Consider the following 17735-nt stretch of genomic DNA (forward strand, 5'->3'; position numbering starts at 1 on the left):
GGCGTTAATATACTGCGCTGACAAAACCTGATTGCACGTTAGCTCCGATCGCAACTAAAAAGTCGTCGTCAACACTTAGGCCGATTAGCGCTTTACCAAGTGGCGATTCAGGTGTTAGTACGTATACTTTTTGCCCGTCTAAAAATTCTTGATTTGTTAATGTTATACAGGTGCCAGCAGCGCACGGCAGTAGATAAAAATGTTTGTTAACAGATGAGCCACTTGTCGATTCGTTATCGTACTCTAACGTAAATAATGCACCGATAGTGATTTGCACTTTAGCGTCACTACTTTGCTTACTGAGTATGTGCAGTTGCTCTTTTAATTGTGTAATGCGCCTGCTTTGCCCTTCAGCAAGATAAGCCGCTTCAATTGCCAAGGTGTCGTATTGAGTTTCCGCCACTGATTGATCGTCAATTGCAGCGTTGTGAGCTTGCTGCGCGGCGGTTGAGGCTTGCGCTAATAGCTGCTCAACCTCAGCAATGACTTTTGCTAAAATTTCTTTTTTATTCATACACTTAAATTAATGTAAATAGTTATCATTTTTACTTGTTAAAATTTAATCTGACAGGTGTCAAAATTAGCTTGAGTTTTACTATTAGCATGCGTATTTTAAATAACAAAGTGGTTAGACCTTAACGAATAAGTGACTTTATTATGACATCTGCAACGACAACTGCGACGGCAACTGCGACGGCAACTGCAACTCAATATCCACACATGCTCGAACCATTAGATCTTGGTTTTACAACACTTAAAAACCGCGTTTTGATGGGCTCAATGCATACTGGCCTTGAAGAAGAAAAAGGCGGCTTCAAAAAGCTAGCTGCATTTTATGCTGAGCGCGCAAAAGGGGGTTGTGGCCTTATTGTAACAGGTGGCGTTAGCCCGAACACCCGTGGCCGTGTTGAACCTTTCGGTAGTGAAATGAGTCGCTTCTGGCATGTTAACAAACACCGTGAGGTGACAGATGCCGTTCATAAAGAGGGCGGCAAAATTTGTTTGCAGTTACTTCATACGGGTCGCTACGCTTATCACCCATTCAGTGTTGCTCCGAGCGCAATTAAAGCGCCAATCAACCCATTTAAACCGAAAGAAATGTCGGTACGCGATATTCGCGGCACGATTAAAGACTATGCCAAAGGCTCTCGTCTTGCGCAGAAAGCAGGCTACGACGGCGTTGAAATTATGGGCTCTGAAGGCTACTTGATTAACCAATTTAGCTGTAAGCGCACTAACCATCGCACGGATGAATGGGGTGGTTCGCTTGAAAATAGAATGCGCTTAGGTGTTGAAACAGTACGCGCCGTTCGCGAGAAAGTGGGCGAGAATTTCATCATTATTTTCCGATTATCTATGTTAGATCTGGTTGAAGGTGGTAACGAGTGGCATGAAGTGGTGACGATGGCAAAAGCCATTGAAACGGCCGGTGCAACCATAATTAATACGGGTATTGGTTGGCACGAAGCGCGCGTGCCAACCATTGCCACGTCAGTGCCACGAGCGGCGTTTACGTGGATCACTGAACGCATGAAGAATGAAGTGACCATTCCTTTAATTACCACCAACCGTATTAATACGCCTGAAGTTGCAGAGCAAGTATTGGCAGATGGTCATGCAGATATGGTGTCGATGGCACGTCCGTTCCTTGCTGATGCTCACTTTGTGAATAAGGCAGCAGAGGGGAAAGCTGATGAAATTAATACTTGTATCGGCTGTAACCAAGCGTGCTTAGACCACGTGTTCAAACAGCAGCGAGCATCTTGCTTGGTAAACCCTGAAGCCTGTTATGAAACAGAACTCACCTTTAGCAACACGAAGCAGCAAAAACGTATTGCTGTGGTTGGTGCAGGTCCTGCGGGTCTAGCGTTTAGTGTTTATGCGGCTAAGCGTGGTCATTCAGTAGAAATATTCGATGCGGCGAGTGAGATTGGCGGTCAGTTCAATTTCGCGAAACAAGTACCGGGTAAAGAAGAGTTTTACGAGACCTTGCGCTACTTCCGAGTGCAGCTAGAGAATTTAAACGTTCCTGTGCACCTAAATACTTGGCAGACAGCTGAAAGCTTAGCAGAGGCTGGTTTTGATGAAGTGGTGCTCGCAACGGGTATTAAACCTCGCGAGTTGGATATTCCAGGCATAGATAACGAAAAAGTCATGAGCTACTTAGACGTACTGCGTGATAAAAAACCGGTAGGCCAGAAAGTAGCAGTTATTGGTGCTGGTGGTATTGGCTTTGACGTGTCGATGTTCTTAACGGAAAAGTCAGGCTTAGTTGACAACATTGACGAGTGGCTAAAAGAGTGGGGCGTAGATCGCAGTTATGAAACAGGCGGTGCGCTGGCACCTATGGTGGCTCACCAAGCGGAGCGCCAAGTTTACTTAATGCAGCGTAAAACGACAAAAGTTGGCGCTGGTTTAGGGAAAACCACTGGCTGGATCCATAGAGCATCACTGCAAAAGAAAGGCGTTAATATGATGCCGGGTTGTAGTTATAAAGAAGTTAACGATCGCGGTATTGTGATTGAAATTAATGGCGACCAGCAGCTAATTGAAGTGGACAACGTGATTGTTTGTGCTGGCCAAGAGCCTAATCGTGACCTGCAACAAGGCTTGGTTGATTTAGGGCAGAGCTGCCATATTATCGGTGGTGCTGATGTTGCCGCCGAGCTTGATGCTAAACGTGCTATTCGCCAAGGTGCGGAGTTGGCTGCAAAAATCTAAATAATACAACTTTTCCATGTAAAAATAGGCGCTGCTTTTATATAGCTAGCGCCTTTTTTATAGCAGTAATAATTGTCGGGAAATTGTTTCAAGTGGTATTACTGGCGGCTACGCTTTTACCCGCTCACCAGTAACTTCAGTAATTTTTATTGGTGTAGAAAAGTCTGCTTGTTGGTCAAGTGCCAGAGGAATGAGTCAGCGTAGGTTAGGCAATAAGTTTTTTGGTAGATTAGCCACATCAATTAACAGCACTTCTTCTTGCTCAACGGTTCTGGCTTCAAAGGCAAGATCTGAGCGAGCAAAGAAAAAGGCAACATCATAGCACTGTGGGCGATAAACTTGCGCGAAGTGAGTCCATTGCTCTGCGTTGGTTGTTACGCCCGTTTCTTCTTCAAATTCACGGGTCATGGCATCGATGGCTTGTTCACCGATTTCAATTTTACCGCCAACGCCATTAAGTAGACCATTTTGCCATGCGGGATTAATTTTCTTGATCAGCACGACCTTGGATAAATCTTGGCTAAATAAAAAACCAGCGACATATTTTTTCATTACTTTTCCAATTTCTACTTTATTTCATAAAAAAGGCCAGCGATAAAAGCTGGCCTTTTAATTTACTCGTGCCCCCTTGTAAATGTACAGGGCACCACCTGTTAATCGAGCTTAACCGACATTAGCTTCCATTGTCATCAATGACGCATTACCGCCAGCGGCAGTGGTGTCTATGGTAATCGTTTTTTCTGTCACCATACGGTGGAATAAGCCTTGGTGAGTGTGCGCTGTGATCAGCGGTAAAATTGCGCCTTTGCGGGCCGCAATCGTTTCACCAACATAGCTTTTAACACTGCTGTGGTTATCAGTCACCGCGCCTGCTAAATGGGTGTGGTTTAGCACGGCCGGTAAATGACCTAGTTGAGCAACCGTAAACACGCCATGCGGCAGGCCAATAGCACTAAGCTGTGAAGCGATATTATTGGCTTCACTCAGGTAAGCGTTATCGACCACAGCAACAACGCAGTTGCCTGCCGCTAAGGCTGAAACAATGGATACCAACCAGAAGTTAAAGCTGGTGTCTTGGCAGCGAACACAGGCTAATGTGCCACGTGATTCTAAATACAAGATATTCGATTCACCTGTTGGCCCAGGTAACTCGGTTGGTTTGCTTAGTGTTTTTTCAGCAAACAGTAACTGGCTGCGTGCATCCGTTAAGCTTTGCGCCAACTGGTCAGCTTGTTGTAACTTCACTTTACCGTCAGCAAGGCGAGATAACAGCTGACGTAATACCGATAATCGATCGTTAAGTGGCGTAAAGCTCCACGTTAATTCCGTTTTAGGTAAGTTCGCTAAACTGCTGGCAACACTTGATACGGTATTTTTGCTTTGCTCGAATAAGCTATTTAATGATGCTGGCTGTTCGGCCGTTGGCGTTTGCTCACCATTGCTAGTATCAACCTTATCCTTAACCAAACGGGTTAAATACATTGGGCCACCCGCTTTTGGACCTGTGCCCGACAGACCGCGACCACCAAATGGCTGAACACCGACAACAGCGCCAATCATATTGCGATTAACGTAAACATTACCGGCACGTGAGCGCGCAGCGAGGTATTTGGCTTTATCTTCAATACGGGTATGAATACCCATGGTTAAGCCAAAGCCGGTGCCGTTGATTTGGTCAATCACGTTTTCTAAGTTCTCCGCTTTGTAGCGAATGACATGTACCACAGGACCAAATACTTCTTTAGTTAGTACTGATAAATCGCTGATTTCATACAAACGAGGTACAAAGAAGTTATGCTCGTCATCGTTGATTGCTAGTTCAGGTGCTTTACAAGCAAAGTGCAAAGTACCGCGCGATTTTAAGTAATCAACGTGATCATTTAAGGCTGTTAGTGCACGTTTATCGATTACTGGGCCAACGTCAGTGGTTAAAAACGCAGGGTCGCCAATATGTAGTTCTTGCATTGCACCTTTGATCATTGTAATGATTTTATCGGCGACATCTTCTTGCAAGAATAATACGCGTAGCGCACTACAACGTTGACCGGCACTTTGGAAGCCTGAGGCGATGACATCGTCAACCACTTGCTCAGGTAAGGCAGTAGAATCGACGATCATACAGTTTTGACCACCCGTTTCGGCGATCAGTGGCACAGGGTCACCGCTGCGCTCAGCTAGTTTTTGTGAAATCCAGCTACCGGTTTCCGTGGAGCCAGTAAACATAATGGCTTGAATACGCTCGTCTGGCACTATGGTTTGCCCAACTTTACTACCGCGCGCAATCACAGCTTCAACCGCTGACTTAGGTAAGCCTGCTTGTTTCATTAGCTCGATTGTACGCAGTGCTATCAAGCTGGTTTGCTCAGCAGGTTTTGCCACAACAGTGTTACCGGCAACTAGCGCTGCTGAAACTTGGCCTAAGAAAATCGCCAATGGGAAGTTCCACGGGCTGATACATAGCACAACACCGCGCGCTTCCAGAGTACCGTCGGCCAATAGCTCTTCGGCACGTGCCGCATAGTAACGACAGAAATCAACTGCTTCACGTACCTCGGCAATACCGTCGGCAATGGTTTTACCCGCTTCTTTGGTACACAGAGCAATTAATTCATCGCGATGTGTTTCCAATAAATCCGCGGTTTTTACCAGTACTTGTGCACGCTCAGCAACCGGCGTTGCCGACCAGTTGGCAAACGCGCCGTGAACATGTTCAACAATTGCAGACATTTGCGCTTCATCGGCGTGTTCAATATAACCGAGTACTTCATTGTGATTAGCAGGGTTAGTCACTGGCTCAGCGCCGTCAATTGCGTCAATCGCTTTAGTGGTTTCAAACCAAGCTTGCATGTTATCGCGCATTACTGTGATTTGGTCGATATCGGTTAAATCTAGGCCTTTTGAGTTAGCGCGCTCGCTACCGTATAGCTCAATAGATTGTGGTATTTGAGGATTGTATTTATTTTGCCAGCTTTGCACGGTTTCCACTGGATCAGCGAGCAAGCTTTCGACGGGAATATCTTCATCAACAATATTGTTGACAAATGAGCTGTTAGCGCCATTTTCCAGTAGGCGACGTACTAAGTAGGCCAGTAAGTCTGAGTGTTCACCGACAGGTGCATAAACGCGACAAGGTACTTGCTTGCCCGTTACCACTTGATCGTACAGTGACTCACCCATACCGTGTAAACGTTGGAATTCAAAGCCTTGGTGGTGTTCAGCCATTTCTAAAATAGTGGCAACTGTGTAGGCGTTGTGGGTCGCAAATTGTGGATAAATCGTATCGCGATATTCCAATAGTTTTTTCGCACACGCTTGATACGACACATCGGTTGATGGCTTGCGTGAGAATACTGGGAAGTCTGCAAAACCTTCCGCTTGCGAGATTTTAATTTCGCTGTCCCAGTAGGCACCTTTTACTAAACGTACCATCATTTGGCGACCGACTTCTTGGGTTAGTTCACGCACCCATTCAATCACATGCAAACCACGCTTTTGATAGGCTTGTACGGCAATACCAAAACCGTTCCAGCCATCTAATTCTGCATCAGCAAATACGGCTTCGATAATATCTAACGAGATATCTAAGCGATCTGCTTCTTCGGCATCTACGGTAAAGCCAATATCGTAAGCTTTAGCAGCTAGCGCCAATTTTTTCAGGCGTGGAATAAGCTCTTCAATCACACGATCGCGATGCGAAAATTCGTAGCGAGGATGGATTGCTGATAACTTGATTGAAATGCCAGGGCTGCGCTGTGGGCCTTTATGGTTTGCTGCTTTACCGATAGCATCGATCGCTGTCATATAAGCATCAAAATAACGATCGGCATCCGCCATAGTGCGAGCACCTTCACCTAACATATCGTAGGAGTAAGTGTAACCTTTGGCTTCAGTTTCAATGGCGCGCTCAATCGCACCATCAATGGTGTGACCCATGACAAATTGGGTACCCATGATTTTCATGGCATAACGCACCGCTTTGCGAATGACTGGCTCGCCCAAACGGCCAACGGTTTGTTTTAACAGACCAAACTGTGCTTTTTTCTTTTTATCTGAATAGCTAACTAACTTACCTGTTAGCAATAGTCCCCAAGATGAGGCGTTAACAAATAGCGAGTCACTATTACCAATATGTGATGACCAATCGCCTTCTGCTAATTTGTCGCGAATTAGGCTGTCAGCCGTGGCTTTGTCTGGCACACGTAATAGCGCCTCGGCCAAACACATCAGCACAACACCTTCTTCGGTGGATAATGAGAATTCGTTCAGTAGCGCGTCAACGCCGCCTTTGCCTACTTGATCTTTACGAATATTAACCACAAGTTGGCGGGCATAATCCCAAGCGCGCGATTTGGCATCAACGCCAATTTCGGCAATCGGTAAAAGGTTTGCTAATACTTGATTTTCATCAGCGCGGTAGTGGTCGCGAATTGTCTGACGAATCGCACTGTGTGAAGTAAATTGTGCGGTCAGTGAGCCGTTAAAAAGCATAGTGTCACCTGCATTAATTTGTACATTATTGGTGCGGTATTTTACGTAAATTACTTCAGTATTTTTTGGTTTAATTTGTTAATATGCCAAACAATATACTGTTTAATCTATTTTAAGCCGATAAAGATGCTGTTGTTGCTTTGGCGAAACGGCACTGGAACAACCACATGTCTGATCCAAAAACACGCCAATTAGATCGTATCGACCTTACTATTTTAGACACCCTGCAGCAGCATGGCAGAATTTCTAATGTTGATTTAGCCAAGCGCGTGAATTTAAGCCCAAGCCCGTGCTTAGATCGGGTCAAACGCTTAGAAGCGGAAGGCTATATTGAGCGCTATGGAGCCACACTTAATGCTGCCAAACTGAAATACGGTATGTCGGCTTTTATTCAAGTGACACTTGATCGCACCACGGGTGATGTCTTTAATCGCTTTCGTGATGAAGTGGTGAAAATCAAAGAAGTGGCAGAATGTCATATGGTTGCTGGTGGCTTTGACTATTTACTGAAACTGCGCTTTGAAAATATGCAGGCGTATCGCGAAGTGTTAGGGGTGATTGTTGAATTGCCCGCAGTCTCGCAAACGCATACTTATGTGGTGATGGAGCATATTAAAAAAGACTTCGGTGTGCCAATTTTAGATTAGCGCCAACTATTTTAACGAACGTATCGGTTATTTACCGTTCATTTCGCACCAGTTATCGCTAGCTCGCTGGTGTTTTCAATAAGCCCGCTTTATAGTGATTCGCTATTTTGATAACAACAATAGCACTCTTTATGAAGCTCTTTTCTAAAAAATTCGCAGCCCCCATTATCGTGGCAGGGCTAGCGACGATTGGCTTGTCGGCATGTAATCAAGCGACTGACAACAGTGCACCTGAAACTGTTCAAGCTAGTTACCCTCAAGTTAATGAAAACAATATTAAAGCGCATATCGCATTTTTGGCTGACGATACCCTTGAGGGGCGTGATACCGGCAGCAATGGCTACCAAATTGCGGCAAATTACGTAACCTCATACTTTAAGCAATACGGTTTAACCCCTATGGGCGAACATGGTGGCTTTGAGCAACAAGTGACCTTTCGTAAAGCGCAACTTGTTGATAACAGCGCGACCATGACCATCAACTCGCCGTCTGGCGATCACGTGGTTGCCTTTAAAGAGCAGTTTTTAACTTCAGGCTCTGCGCTTACCACTGACTCTGCGATTACTGCTGATACAGTATTTGTTGGTTACGGTGTGGTGGACAAAGCGTTTGGTTTAGATGACTACGCTGGCCTTGATGTGAAAGGTAAAGTGGTGGTGATGCTCACGGGGCGCCCTGAATCATTGCCATCAGAAGAAGGCGCGCATATTGGCTCTTCACGTGAAAAAGCTCGTCATGCTGCTGAGCGCGGCGCGGTCGGTATCGTTACCATTCACACACCAAAACGTGAAAAAGTGCGTAAGTTTAGCGTTTCTGCCAAATATGCGGCAACACCAAGTTACAGTTGGTTGGATAAGAACAGCCAACCTTTTGGCAAATACCCAGAGCTAAAAGGTTCAGCGTATATCGACCGTGACGCGGCAGCACCATTATTTGAAGGTGCCCAGATATCACTTGAGCAGATTTTTGCTGCCGATAGCGAAAACCAGCCAGTAAAAGGTTTTGCCTTAAATGCAGGTGTCACGTTAACCAAGCAAAGCACGCAAAGCGAGATAACCAGCCCGAATGTGGTTGCAGCGATTGAAGGTAGTGACCCTGCGCTTAAAAATGAATACGTGGTTTTTAGTGCACACCTAGACCATATTGGCGTACGAGCACATAGTGGTCATGGTGATGAAGGTCAAGACAGTGAAGAACAAGACACGATTAATAATGGCGCATTAGACAACGCCTCAGGTGTATCGATTTTATTAGAAACAGCGCGCATGATTGCCAGCATGGAAACTAAACCACAACGTTCTATTTTATTTGTGGTGGTCACAGGCGAAGAAAAAGGCTTATTAGGCTCTAGCTATTTCGCCAACAATCCAACCGTGCCAGCCATGCAAATGGTGGCGAATGTTAACTTAGATATGCCGTTAATTTTATACCCGTTTGCGGATGTCATTGCCTTTGGTTCAACGCACTCGACGCTAGGTGGCATTGTTGAATCGGCGGCAGGTAAAGTGAATGTCTCGCTAAGCCCAGATCCATTGCCGGAGCAAGCCTTGTTTACCCGAAGTGATCACTACAGCTTTGTCAAAGCGGGCATTCCATCAGTATTTTTAATGACAGGCTTTAAGTCGAAAGATCCAGAAATTGATGGTGGCAAAATGTTTATGGAATTCCTTTCCACGCACTACCACAATCACAGTGACGAAATAGAACTACCGATCCGTTACGACGCTGCAGCTTCGTTTGCGGAAGTCAACATGATGATAGGTTTAGAAATTGCGAATCAGGCAGAGCGTCCTAAATGGCATGATGGTGATTTCTTCGGTAATACTTTTGCCCAGTAAAACTTTTTAGCATTAAGCTTTCCATTCGATAGAAATACAGACAGGTGCACAAGGATTGTGCACCTGTAGTTGAAAATATGGCGAGCTAACGTTAACGTAATGTTAAGCATAACCTGTGAAAATACCTACTCAGGAAATATTTGTCTGATGACTAAGCAACTAAAAGATGAGGCTGTAAAACTGCAAGCTATCGATTATGCGAATCAAGCCAATGGCTCATTTGCTTTGCCCGATGCTTGCTTCAAAGTGAAAACTTTGATGGAAGATGAGAATTCCACAGCAAAGGATTTTGCTAACGTCATAAGTATTGACCCGTCGATGACCTCACGTTTGCTCAAAATTGCCAATAGTGCGGTTTATAGTTTTCCCGGTGAAATAAGCACTATTTCCCGTGCGATCACCATTATTGGCACGCAATCCATTTACAATATGATGTTAGTGGATGTTGCCAGCTCTGCATTTAAACACTTTGCCAACCAAGCAATTGACTTAAAACGCTTTTGGCGAATGAGTGTTTATTGTGGCTTAGCCGCTAAAAATTTAGCGATCAGTGCTGGTATTCGAGATATTGAACGCTTGTTTGTGGCCGGTTTACTGCAAAACTTTGGCGAGCTTATTGTTGCGAAAGTGTCCCCAGAAGTTGCGCAACACTGCGAGCAATACAACCAAAATGACTTACCTTGGCAACGACAATATCAGGCGCTTGATTTTACCTATACGGATGTTTCCGCAGAACTGTTAAAGCTGTGGCAAATACCAGAGAAAATTATTTTGCCGATCCGTCACTTTAATCAGGCATTAGATATTCAAATTAATAAAGATGTGAAGGTCATGTATTTGGCATCACGCTTGGCGTTAGTGGACAGTCACCCTGAACTGTTTACCTACGACGATATTGTCGACCAAGGTTTATGTCAGTCGCTGGGCATTACGTTTGAAGAGTTAATTGCAGCAGCTGAGTTTGCCCATGACGAAGCTGACAATGTTTTAGGCATTATGGGCGCGAAGTTTTTTGATAAGCCAGCGAGTTAGGTTTATCAATCCATCAAGCTGCGTATAAAATCAGCGGTTAGCAAGTACTAACTAAAAATTATTACTGCTGGTGCGAGGTAAGAGCAGACAAGTAATGCAAACCTTGATAGCATCTGGCGATTAATACCAATTGAATTAATTAATTGATCAATTCAGAGCGCTTTCAGCGGTGGGAGAACAAGCCAAATTTTTGTTGATATAGTTATTCTACATCTCATCAATTTGGTGCAGTTATCGCGACGCTGACACGTTCCCAAAGGGCGAGTTTAAAAGGCTCATATGCGGCGTTATTGATTTTGACAAGGGAATAACCATTCTCTGCAATCAATGCCTTGCCTCTAAGCCTTTTAATTCTCGCTGAATGATTAAGTAGTTATTTCAATTGGTATAACATTATCAGCGCTTATCTAGGTCGTGGTTAGGAAGTAAGGCAAACCTTACACCTTTGTTGAGTTCTTTTTGAGAGCTACCTGAAACTTAGATAACAATAACTATAAATAAAGGAAACATATGAGCGCGAATAGAGAACAATTTAGTTCCAAACTAGGGTTCATACTGGCGGCGGCTGGCTCTGCTGTTGGTATTGGTAACCTAGTTGGTTTTCCGGTCAATGCCGCGAAAAATGGCGGCGGCGCCTTCTTATTGGTTTACGCACTATTTGTCCTCTTAGTGTGTTTACCTGTCATGGTGGCTGAAATGGCCATGGGGCGCAAAACACAAAAAGAACCTGTCGGTGCCTATAAAGCACTCAATAATGGTGGTACTGGCTGGAATTTAGCGGGCTTACTCGGCGTGTTAACGCCATTTATGATCGCCGTATTCTACATGGTTATCACGGTATGGATATTTGGTTACATCGCCATTACGCTTGGCGGCGGATTAGATTACTTAGCAACGCCACAAGCATTTGGTGAGTTTATCAATAGCCCTTATATTTTCGGTGCTATGGTGGTAGTTGCAGCCATTATTAATTTCATTCTGGTGGCTGGCGTGAAAAACGGGATCGAAAAAGCCGCGAAAACCTTAATGCCGACCTTGTTTATCATGCTGGTATTGATGGTTGTTTTCGTACTTACTCGCGACAATGCCTTTGCTGGTGTGGCGTTCTTTGTCATTCCTGACTTTAGCAAAATTACGCCGTCAGTGGTTAATGGTGCCTTGTCTCAAGCATTTTTCTCGCTATCGCTGGGGATGGGGATTTTAATTACCTACGGCTCTTATATTAGCAAAAAAGCGGATATTGTCGGTTCGGCAAAACTGGTTGCGATCACAGATACTGCGGTTGCCTTTACTGCGGGCTTAATGATTCTACCTGCGGTATTTTCATTTAACCCACAAGTGAATCCGCAAGAGTTAAGTGATAGCTCAGTATCACTGATTTTCACCTTCTTGCCGAAAATCTTTTTAGCGCTGCAGAGCTCTATTGGCTACGTTGCGGCAAGCGGCATTGCGGTATTTTTCTTTATGTTAGTGTTTTTTGCGGCGATCACCTCACTGGTGTCGATTATTGAAGTACCGGTTTCTTACTTAGTGACTGAGAAAAATCACACCCGTAAAAAAGCCTTGTTTATTTTAATGATGACCGCTGGTGTATTAACGCTTTTCGCCACCGTTTCTTTTGGTATGGTTGGCTTCTTCACTGAATTTACTAGCTATGCGGGTGGCACTCGCTCTTTCTTTGATGTGGTTTACGATGTCTTCTACGACACTATTTTGCCATTGAACGGCTTATTACTTTGTGTATTTGTTAGCTACCGCTGGAAGAAACACCGTTTATCAGAAGAGCTTTCTGTCGGTAACGATAACTACCAAGGTTCGTTTGCGGAAAAGTACATTAACTTTTCTTTAGGGACTTTTATTCCGGTTATTTTACTGGGTATTTTCTTAAATACCGTGGCGGTAAAATTCTTTGGCTATAATATTTTTGGCTAGCCAGATTTAGTAAATGTCAAAGCCAATAGCCTAACCTAACATATAGCGAAAAAGCCGCATCCTGTGTATGATGCGGCTTTTTATTATCTGTTTGCCAGATATCCCAACATCAATTGCTAAAGTTCCTATGAACGCTTCTATTTCTACTCTAATTGACCATATTCAGCTACCAGATGATGCAAATACGCAGCGACTTTTCCACGGTCGAGGCCATGCCTATGATGGGCTTGAGCATATTTGTGTGGATTGGTTTGCCCCTGTCGTTTTAGTGACCCTTTATCGCGAGGTTGAGCATGACAGCTTGCTAGCACTTGCGCGCAGCTTAAATGAGAAAATAGGAGCATGTCAGTCAGTATTGGTTCAGCACCGCTGGCAGCAATTGGCGCCCATAGAGTGCTTAGTGGGTGATGATATTCGAAAGCTCCACGCACTAGAATCGAGCCTCAAATATCATATCGAATTTGGTCGAGCGCAAAATCACGGCTTGTTTTTAGATATGAAAAACGGTCGTGATTGGGTGCAAGCGAATGCCAATGGCAAGAATGTATTAAACCTGTTTTCATACACCTGTGCTTTCTCCGTTGCGGCGAGTCAAGGTGGCGCGAAACAGGTAGTGAATATTGATATGAGTAAGCCATCGCTGGCGCGTGGCCGCGACAATCATCGACTTAATGAGCAAGCGACCGACAATATCATCTTTCAAGCGGTTGATATCTTTAAGTCATTCGGACGATTAAAGAAGTTTGGCCCGTATCAGATGATCATTGTTGACCCGCCATCATTTCAAAAAGGTAGCGTTAATATTGAGCGAGATTACGGTAAAATTATTCGTCGTATTCCACAGCTTGCCAGCCCAAACGCTGATGTCATGCTATGTTTAAACAGCCCTGATTTAGATGATGAATTCTTATTAGCAACTGTTAAACAAGAATGCCCAGCGCTGCATTTTGTCGATAAGATCGCGCCGCCAGCCGTGTTTAAGGAAGCGCATCAAGGAAAGGGGCTCAAAGTGAAGTTGTTTCGTTATGAGCCCTAAGTGGTGATTAATCGATAAGTTACTCACTACTGTGGGTTAATCACTAGGATATAGCTAGCTGAAGTTAGTTAATAACCACACGAGCTGCAAGTAGCACTAAGAAGCTACCCGTGATGCGATCAATAATATGACTGTTAGCCTTCAATTTATTGATAACTGGTCCACGCGATAGTAAATAGGTGATTAAACAATACCACAGGGCATCAATACCACCGACTGTGGCTGTCATGATCACTTTTTGCGTCACAGTGGCGTTTTCATCGACAAATTGGCTAAACAAGGCGAGAAAAAAGATCGCCAACTTTGGGTTTAAAAAGGCAATTAGAAAGCCATCGCGCCAGCCGTTAACTTTTGTTTTAGCTGTACTTTCATCTGAATCTGATAAATCTAATTGCTGTTTCTTACTCAGTAGGGCATTAATACCTAGATAAAGTAAAAACGCCGCGCCGCCATATTGAATAATACTAAACAGGGTTGGCGATTTTACTAAGATAATGCCAATACCGGTGGTTGTGATAGCGGCGTAAAGTGCCACACCTATGCCGTGGCTAATGGCACTGGCATAACCTGCTGGTGCCCCCCCTGCCATGGTATTTTTTACCACTAAAGCTAGACTAGGCCCAGGAGAAAGGGCGCCCATAATGCAAATAGCGACGAGCGATAGCCATAAATGTAATTCCATTGTGATACCTTAATCTAACTTCCTACTGACTTTGTCGGCATGTTTAACGCCTATTCAGAATGAAGACTTTATACGTAGAAAACTAGCGAATCTTGGCACACCTTTGACTGTTTTACCACTGTATCGATAAGTGACAACACTGCCAATGGGAGGCGGGTTCTTGCGTTCGAGATCAGAAAAACCGCTGCCTATTTTAAACGTCACCCCTTGCGGTGTTTTTACCTTGATTGCGCCCAGTTGATTAGCATATTTTCCTTTACCTGGTAAATGGGCAATAACCTCTGCCTCGTCATCAAATAACGGCTTCAGTTTCATGATGTTAGCGGTGCGTCCAGCTTGGTAGCGGGCTGAGCCTTTATGCAGCATTAGCCCCTCTCCACCAACGGCTATAGATTGTTCGAGCCAAGCGGTTAACTGCGCGTTGTCGGTTAGTCGGTATTGTTCAATCATTTGTAAGTGTGGGCTATTGGTATTTACGATAAGAGAGCGCATTTGATTAATGCGTTCGGTAAAAGTGCCAGAATGCTCAGGTAAATCAAAAACCATAAACTTTACACCTTGCCATTCAGTGTCTTTCGCTTGTTGTTTTTGGACAACGCTGGCAACTTGCTCGAATGCTCGTCGCTCAATCCAGAGCTCACCTTCCATTACTGAGTTCGGCCAATCTTGTGTAAAAAAGCGGGGCACGTTTATTTGATGACCTCCTCGGGTAAAAAGGTGTTGACCATCCCAATAACCGCGGACGCCATCGAGCTTTTCACTGACCCAATAATCCTGAATATTTGCGCTTTGTTGATAATGGCTTGCGAGCTGCAAATTAAGTGGGTTTTTACTAGCGATGGATTGAGTACAGAAAAGACTCAAGATGTAAAAACTAATAATGGCGAACGGCAGCCTTGCCTTCTTGCTGATGAGCATAATGCCTCCTTGGCGTGATTTTTATCTCCAATCTTTAACCTAGAATAAAATTCAATATTTTCAATTTTTTACTATAGTTATGCTGAGCTCAAGGCAAGAGCATTTGCCAAAATACTGTCGAACCAATAAAAGTAACACTCAATAACGACAAGGAAAGTCGAGATGATTAAATTAGTCACAATAGTTAGCTTATGCGTGCTAGTTATGCACAGTTCATTAGTCGAGGCGCAGCCGAGTAAACAAAGCAAATGCGCTAAATACAAAACCAAACTTGATAATATTCAATCTAAGCAACGCCAGCCCAATAGTGTTAAACGTAGCAATAAACTCAAAGAGCAAGAACTTAAGGCTTTTAAAAAGTGGCGAAAATGCCAACAAGGTAAATTGAAATAACGACAATTGGCGAATATAACCAATCGTTTGTCACGTCTTTATTTTAAATGTATGAAAAGGTTAGTTTTTTATGGTGGTGTCAATTTTGCTTTGTTTACTGTTTTAACAACCTCTTTGACCTTAGCTTGGCTTTGAATAAGGAGCTGAATAGAGCTTTGGTTAGGAAATGAAAATAAGGAACTTAAATGAAGCACACAGCGAAAAAGACAATGATCACTGTGATTGGTGGCTTATTAGTTTTTATTGGCGTGATGTTTGTCATTGTGCCAGGGCCTGCCATTTTGTTTTTACCAGCAGGTCTGGCGTTGTTAAGCCTAGAGTATCCGTGGGCGAAGCAATGGCTGAAGAAATGCCAACGATTGATGCGAAAAGGCGCCGAGCAAATGGATAATCTCGTTGTACGCCTTAAACGCCGTTCCAATTAGCCAATTACTGGCTGTTGAGTGCTAGGAGACTATTCTGGTGATGATTATGCCGCTTGATGATAGTTAGCTTTCATCGTTAAATAATCTTCACTAATTTGATTAATAGTGTCAGCGCAGTACGGGCGTAAACCGCTCAGTACCATGTGTTTTTCACCACTGCCTATTAAGGTGTCGCCATTAAACAGATTAAAAGCTAGCACGGCATTACCGCGTTTACCTTCAATGGACAAGGTTGATGAAGCTAGTTCTAATCTAACGTTTGTTGCGCTCAAGTCTAGCATTTCGATACTCATGCTTTCATACATGATCATTGGGCGAGCAGGGTTGATCATTACGTCATTTTTCGACATTAAATCGCACAATATATGTGGGAAAGTGTGCCCCGAAAAACCAACATAGGCGCGAATCAATGCTTCAATCAGTGCTGGGTTTTCAGTGGTTTCGCCATCTGTTTCAATGGTTAAATACTGTTTGCCGTTGGCATCAGTGACTTCACTACTTGCCACCAACTTGGTTGGCATCATCAGCTCAATACCATCGGTCACCATACCTGAAAAGTTAAAGCGCATCTGCGTTGCGAGGCCTGCTTTGGCCAGCGTTACCGCAAACAATAAATCACCCGGAACGCAAAAGCGCTTGGCGTCAATATCGTGTAGTGGATTAAAGTCGTCAGCAATTTGCTTGGCAAAATCACTCGCCTGCTGACGAGTAAAAGATATGCTTTCTTGTGATTGATTATAATACTGATTTACGAACATAAATTGACCATTTAACACTCTTTAACGGCGCGCATTCTATCAAGCTAACACGGATAAAGCTAAGCGACAATAACAAAGCAGACCAGTAAAAATAAGGGCTTAGCGTACATGTGTAGGCTAAACGAGGGTGTTTTTCTGTTGATCTTTGACTAAGGCTTCCTTCTTGCTTTTGCTCAGTTGTTTAATGGCGTATTCGCGCTGGCAGGCAAGGGATTTACTGGCGTGAGTTTCGCTATAGACAAGTTCAACTGGTCGGCGTACCCGTGTATACTTGGCGCCACGGGTTGGCGATTGATTGTGCTCAATAACACGCCTGTTAAGATCTGTGGTAACGCCACAATACAAACTGTTGTCTGCACATCGCAGCAAATACACATACCACGGCTGTGACATTATTATTTCCTCTCATTACTTAAGCACTTAGAGTGCAAATGGAGTTAAATTGCAAAATAGTATTCAAGTTGACCGATTTTGTCATCTGTTGCTAGATGATATCAGTTTTAGTCCGATAAGAGCGCAAGGTGCTGGTGGGCAACATGTCAACAAGGTCGCAACGGCAATTCATTTGCGCTTTGATATACGCGCTTCTCGCTTGCCGGAAAAAACAAAAGAGAATTTGTTGAAGCAATCCGATCATCGCATTACCAGTGATGGTGTGATTGTGATCAAATCGCAAGGGTCGCGCAGTCAAGAGTTCAATAAGCAAGTCGCCATTGAAAAATTGGTGGTGATAATACAGCAGGCCAATAAAGTGCAGAAAGTACGTCGTGCCACTAAACCAACTAAAGCTTCGGTTAGAAAACGCTTGGAAAGTAAAAATAATCGTAAGCAAGTTAAACAACAACGGAAAAAGGTCATTCTTTAA

The 17735-nt window shown here is 44.0% G+C and carries 16 protein-coding genes; 9 read left to right on the plus strand and 7 right to left on the minus strand.

All coding sequences use genetic code 11. The annotated features are described in order from the left end of the window. Positions 1-4: 4 nt before the first annotated feature. Positions 5-514 carry a hypothetical protein gene (locus DXX94_RS13660; protein WP_116016708.1) on the minus strand — a complete coding sequence of 170 codons (510 nt, stop codon included), beginning with the start codon at positions 512-514 and terminating at the stop codon, positions 5-7. Between the two features lie 143 nt (positions 515-657). Here DXX94_RS13660 and DXX94_RS13665 point away from each other — a divergent pair, with 143 nt between their 5' ends. After that, the gene (locus DXX94_RS13665) at positions 658-2721 is read left to right on the plus strand and encodes an NADPH-dependent 2,4-dienoyl-CoA reductase (RefSeq protein WP_181901561.1); all 2064 of its coding nucleotides are present in this window, start codon (positions 658-660) and stop codon (positions 2719-2721) included. A gap of 195 nt (positions 2722-2916) precedes the next feature. On the opposite strand, the gene DXX94_RS13670 is transcribed toward DXX94_RS13665, so the two are convergent. Together DXX94_RS13670 and putA are read right to left on the minus strand one after the other, a co-directional pair. Continuing rightward, a complete protein-coding gene (locus tag DXX94_RS13670) occupies positions 2917-3273 on the minus strand; it encodes an NUDIX hydrolase (protein ID WP_220348106.1) in 357 nt (118 codons plus the stop codon). Between the two features lie 111 nt (positions 3274-3384). Further along, positions 3385-7209: a bifunctional proline dehydrogenase/L-glutamate gamma-semialdehyde dehydrogenase PutA gene (gene putA / locus DXX94_RS13675; protein WP_116016710.1), complete on the minus strand. Its 3825-nt coding sequence runs from the start codon at positions 7207-7209 to the stop codon at positions 3385-3387. Between the two features lie 167 nt (positions 7210-7376). Between putA and DXX94_RS13680 the strand changes: the two genes are divergently transcribed. The 5 genes from DXX94_RS13680 (at position 7377) to DXX94_RS13700 (ending at position 13694) form a co-directional block, all read left to right on the plus strand. Next, positions 7377-7856, plus strand: coding sequence for a winged helix-turn-helix transcriptional regulator (locus DXX94_RS13680; RefSeq protein WP_116016712.1), 480 nt, complete (start codon positions 7377-7379; stop codon positions 7854-7856). Positions 7857-7987: 131 nt separating this feature from the next. Then, positions 7988-9694 (plus strand): M28 family metallopeptidase, encoded by a 1707-nt coding sequence (locus DXX94_RS13685; protein WP_116016714.1) that lies wholly within the window; start codon positions 7988-7990, stop codon positions 9692-9694. A 147-nt stretch (positions 9695-9841) separates the two neighbouring features. Then, positions 9842-10726, plus strand: a complete 885-nt coding sequence (locus tag DXX94_RS13690; protein WP_258872171.1) for an HDOD domain-containing protein — start codon at positions 9842-9844, stop codon at positions 10724-10726. Positions 10727-11236: 510 nt separating this feature from the next. After that, a complete protein-coding gene (locus tag DXX94_RS13695) occupies positions 11237-12658 on the plus strand; it encodes a sodium-dependent transporter (RefSeq protein ID WP_116016716.1) in 1422 nt (473 codons plus the stop codon). 67 nt (positions 12659-12725) lie between these two features. Next, positions 12726-13694 carry a class I SAM-dependent methyltransferase gene (locus DXX94_RS13700; RefSeq protein WP_258872172.1) on the plus strand — a complete coding sequence of 323 codons (969 nt, stop codon included), beginning with the start codon at positions 12726-12728 and terminating at the stop codon, positions 13692-13694. 64 nt (positions 13695-13758) lie between these two features. Here the strand turns inward: DXX94_RS13700 and DXX94_RS13705 are convergent, their stop codons facing one another. Both DXX94_RS13705 and DXX94_RS13710 read right to left on the minus strand, forming a co-directional pair. After that, complete coding sequence (locus DXX94_RS13705; protein ID WP_116016718.1) at positions 13759-14376, minus strand: LysE family translocator; 618 nt, start codon at positions 14374-14376, stop codon at positions 13759-13761. Between the two features lie 54 nt (positions 14377-14430). Beyond that, complete coding sequence (locus tag DXX94_RS13710) at positions 14431-15294, minus strand: DNA ligase (RefSeq protein WP_116016720.1); 864 nt, start codon at positions 15292-15294, stop codon at positions 14431-14433. A gap of 162 nt (positions 15295-15456) precedes the next feature. Here DXX94_RS13710 and DXX94_RS13715 point away from each other — a divergent pair, with 162 nt between their 5' ends. Beyond that, positions 15457-15687 (plus strand): hypothetical protein, encoded by a 231-nt coding sequence (locus DXX94_RS13715; protein ID WP_116016722.1) that lies wholly within the window; start codon positions 15457-15459, stop codon positions 15685-15687. 185 nt (positions 15688-15872) lie between these two features. After that, positions 15873-16112, plus strand: coding sequence for a PGPGW domain-containing protein (locus tag DXX94_RS13720; RefSeq protein ID WP_116016724.1), 240 nt, complete (start codon positions 15873-15875; stop codon positions 16110-16112). Between the two features lie 44 nt (positions 16113-16156). On the opposite strand, the gene DXX94_RS13725 is transcribed toward DXX94_RS13720, so the two are convergent. Further along, entirely contained in the window at positions 16157-16870 is a 714-nt protein-coding gene (locus tag DXX94_RS13725; RefSeq protein ID WP_116002489.1) for a DUF3581 family protein, read from the minus strand. Positions 16871-16987: 117 nt separating this feature from the next. Beyond that, positions 16988-17263 carry a GIY-YIG nuclease family protein gene (locus DXX94_RS13730; protein WP_116016726.1) on the minus strand — a complete coding sequence of 92 codons (276 nt, stop codon included), beginning with the start codon at positions 17261-17263 and terminating at the stop codon, positions 16988-16990. A 49-nt stretch (positions 17264-17312) separates the two neighbouring features. Between DXX94_RS13730 and arfB the strand changes: the two genes are divergently transcribed. Continuing rightward, complete coding sequence (gene arfB, locus DXX94_RS13735) at positions 17313-17735, plus strand: alternative ribosome rescue aminoacyl-tRNA hydrolase ArfB (RefSeq protein WP_374188835.1); 423 nt, start codon at positions 17313-17315, stop codon at positions 17733-17735.

This window comes from Thalassotalea euphylliae (assembly GCF_003390375.1).
GTDB lineage: Bacteria > Pseudomonadota > Gammaproteobacteria > Enterobacterales > Alteromonadaceae > Thalassotalea_F > Thalassotalea_F euphylliae_A.

Excerpts from the sequence above, each read along its gene's own strand:
- DXX94_RS13670 (WP_220348106.1), bottom strand. The coding sequence starts at position 3,273 with ATGAAAAAATATGTCGCTGGTTTTTTATTTAGCCAAGATTTATCCAAG.
- DXX94_RS13730 (WP_116016726.1), bottom strand. The coding sequence starts at position 17,263 with ATGTCACAGCCGTGGTATGTGTATTTGCTGCGATGTGCAGACAACAGT.
- DXX94_RS13695 (WP_116016716.1), top strand. The coding sequence starts at position 11,237 with ATGAGCGCGAATAGAGAACAATTTAGTTCCAAACTAGGGTTCATACTG.
- DXX94_RS13685 (WP_116016714.1), top strand. The coding sequence starts at position 7,988 with ATGAAGCTCTTTTCTAAAAAATTCGCAGCCCCCATTATCGTGGCAGGG.
- DXX94_RS13715 (WP_116016722.1), top strand. The coding sequence starts at position 15,457 with ATGATTAAATTAGTCACAATAGTTAGCTTATGCGTGCTAGTTATGCAC.
- DXX94_RS13700 (WP_258872172.1), top strand. The coding sequence starts at position 12,726 with ATGATGCGGCTTTTTATTATCTGTTTGCCAGATATCCCAACATCAATT.
- DXX94_RS13725 (WP_116002489.1), bottom strand. The coding sequence starts at position 16,870 with ATGTTCGTAAATCAGTATTATAATCAATCACAAGAAAGCATATCTTTT.
- DXX94_RS13680 (WP_116016712.1), top strand. The coding sequence starts at position 7,377 with ATGTCTGATCCAAAAACACGCCAATTAGATCGTATCGACCTTACTATT.
- DXX94_RS13705 (WP_116016718.1), bottom strand. The coding sequence starts at position 14,376 with ATGGAATTACATTTATGGCTATCGCTCGTCGCTATTTGCATTATGGGC.
- DXX94_RS13660 (WP_116016708.1), bottom strand. The coding sequence starts at position 514 with ATGAATAAAAAAGAAATTTTAGCAAAAGTCATTGCTGAGGTTGAGCAG.
- putA (WP_116016710.1), bottom strand. The coding sequence starts at position 7,209 with ATGCTTTTTAACGGCTCACTGACCGCACAATTTACTTCACACAGTGCG.
- DXX94_RS13665 (WP_181901561.1), top strand. The coding sequence starts at position 658 with ATGACATCTGCAACGACAACTGCGACGGCAACTGCGACGGCAACTGCA.
- DXX94_RS13720 (WP_116016724.1), top strand. The coding sequence starts at position 15,873 with ATGAAGCACACAGCGAAAAAGACAATGATCACTGTGATTGGTGGCTTA.
- DXX94_RS13710 (WP_116016720.1), bottom strand. The coding sequence starts at position 15,294 with ATGCTCATCAGCAAGAAGGCAAGGCTGCCGTTCGCCATTATTAGTTTT.
- DXX94_RS13690 (WP_258872171.1), top strand. The coding sequence starts at position 9,842 with ATGACTAAGCAACTAAAAGATGAGGCTGTAAAACTGCAAGCTATCGAT.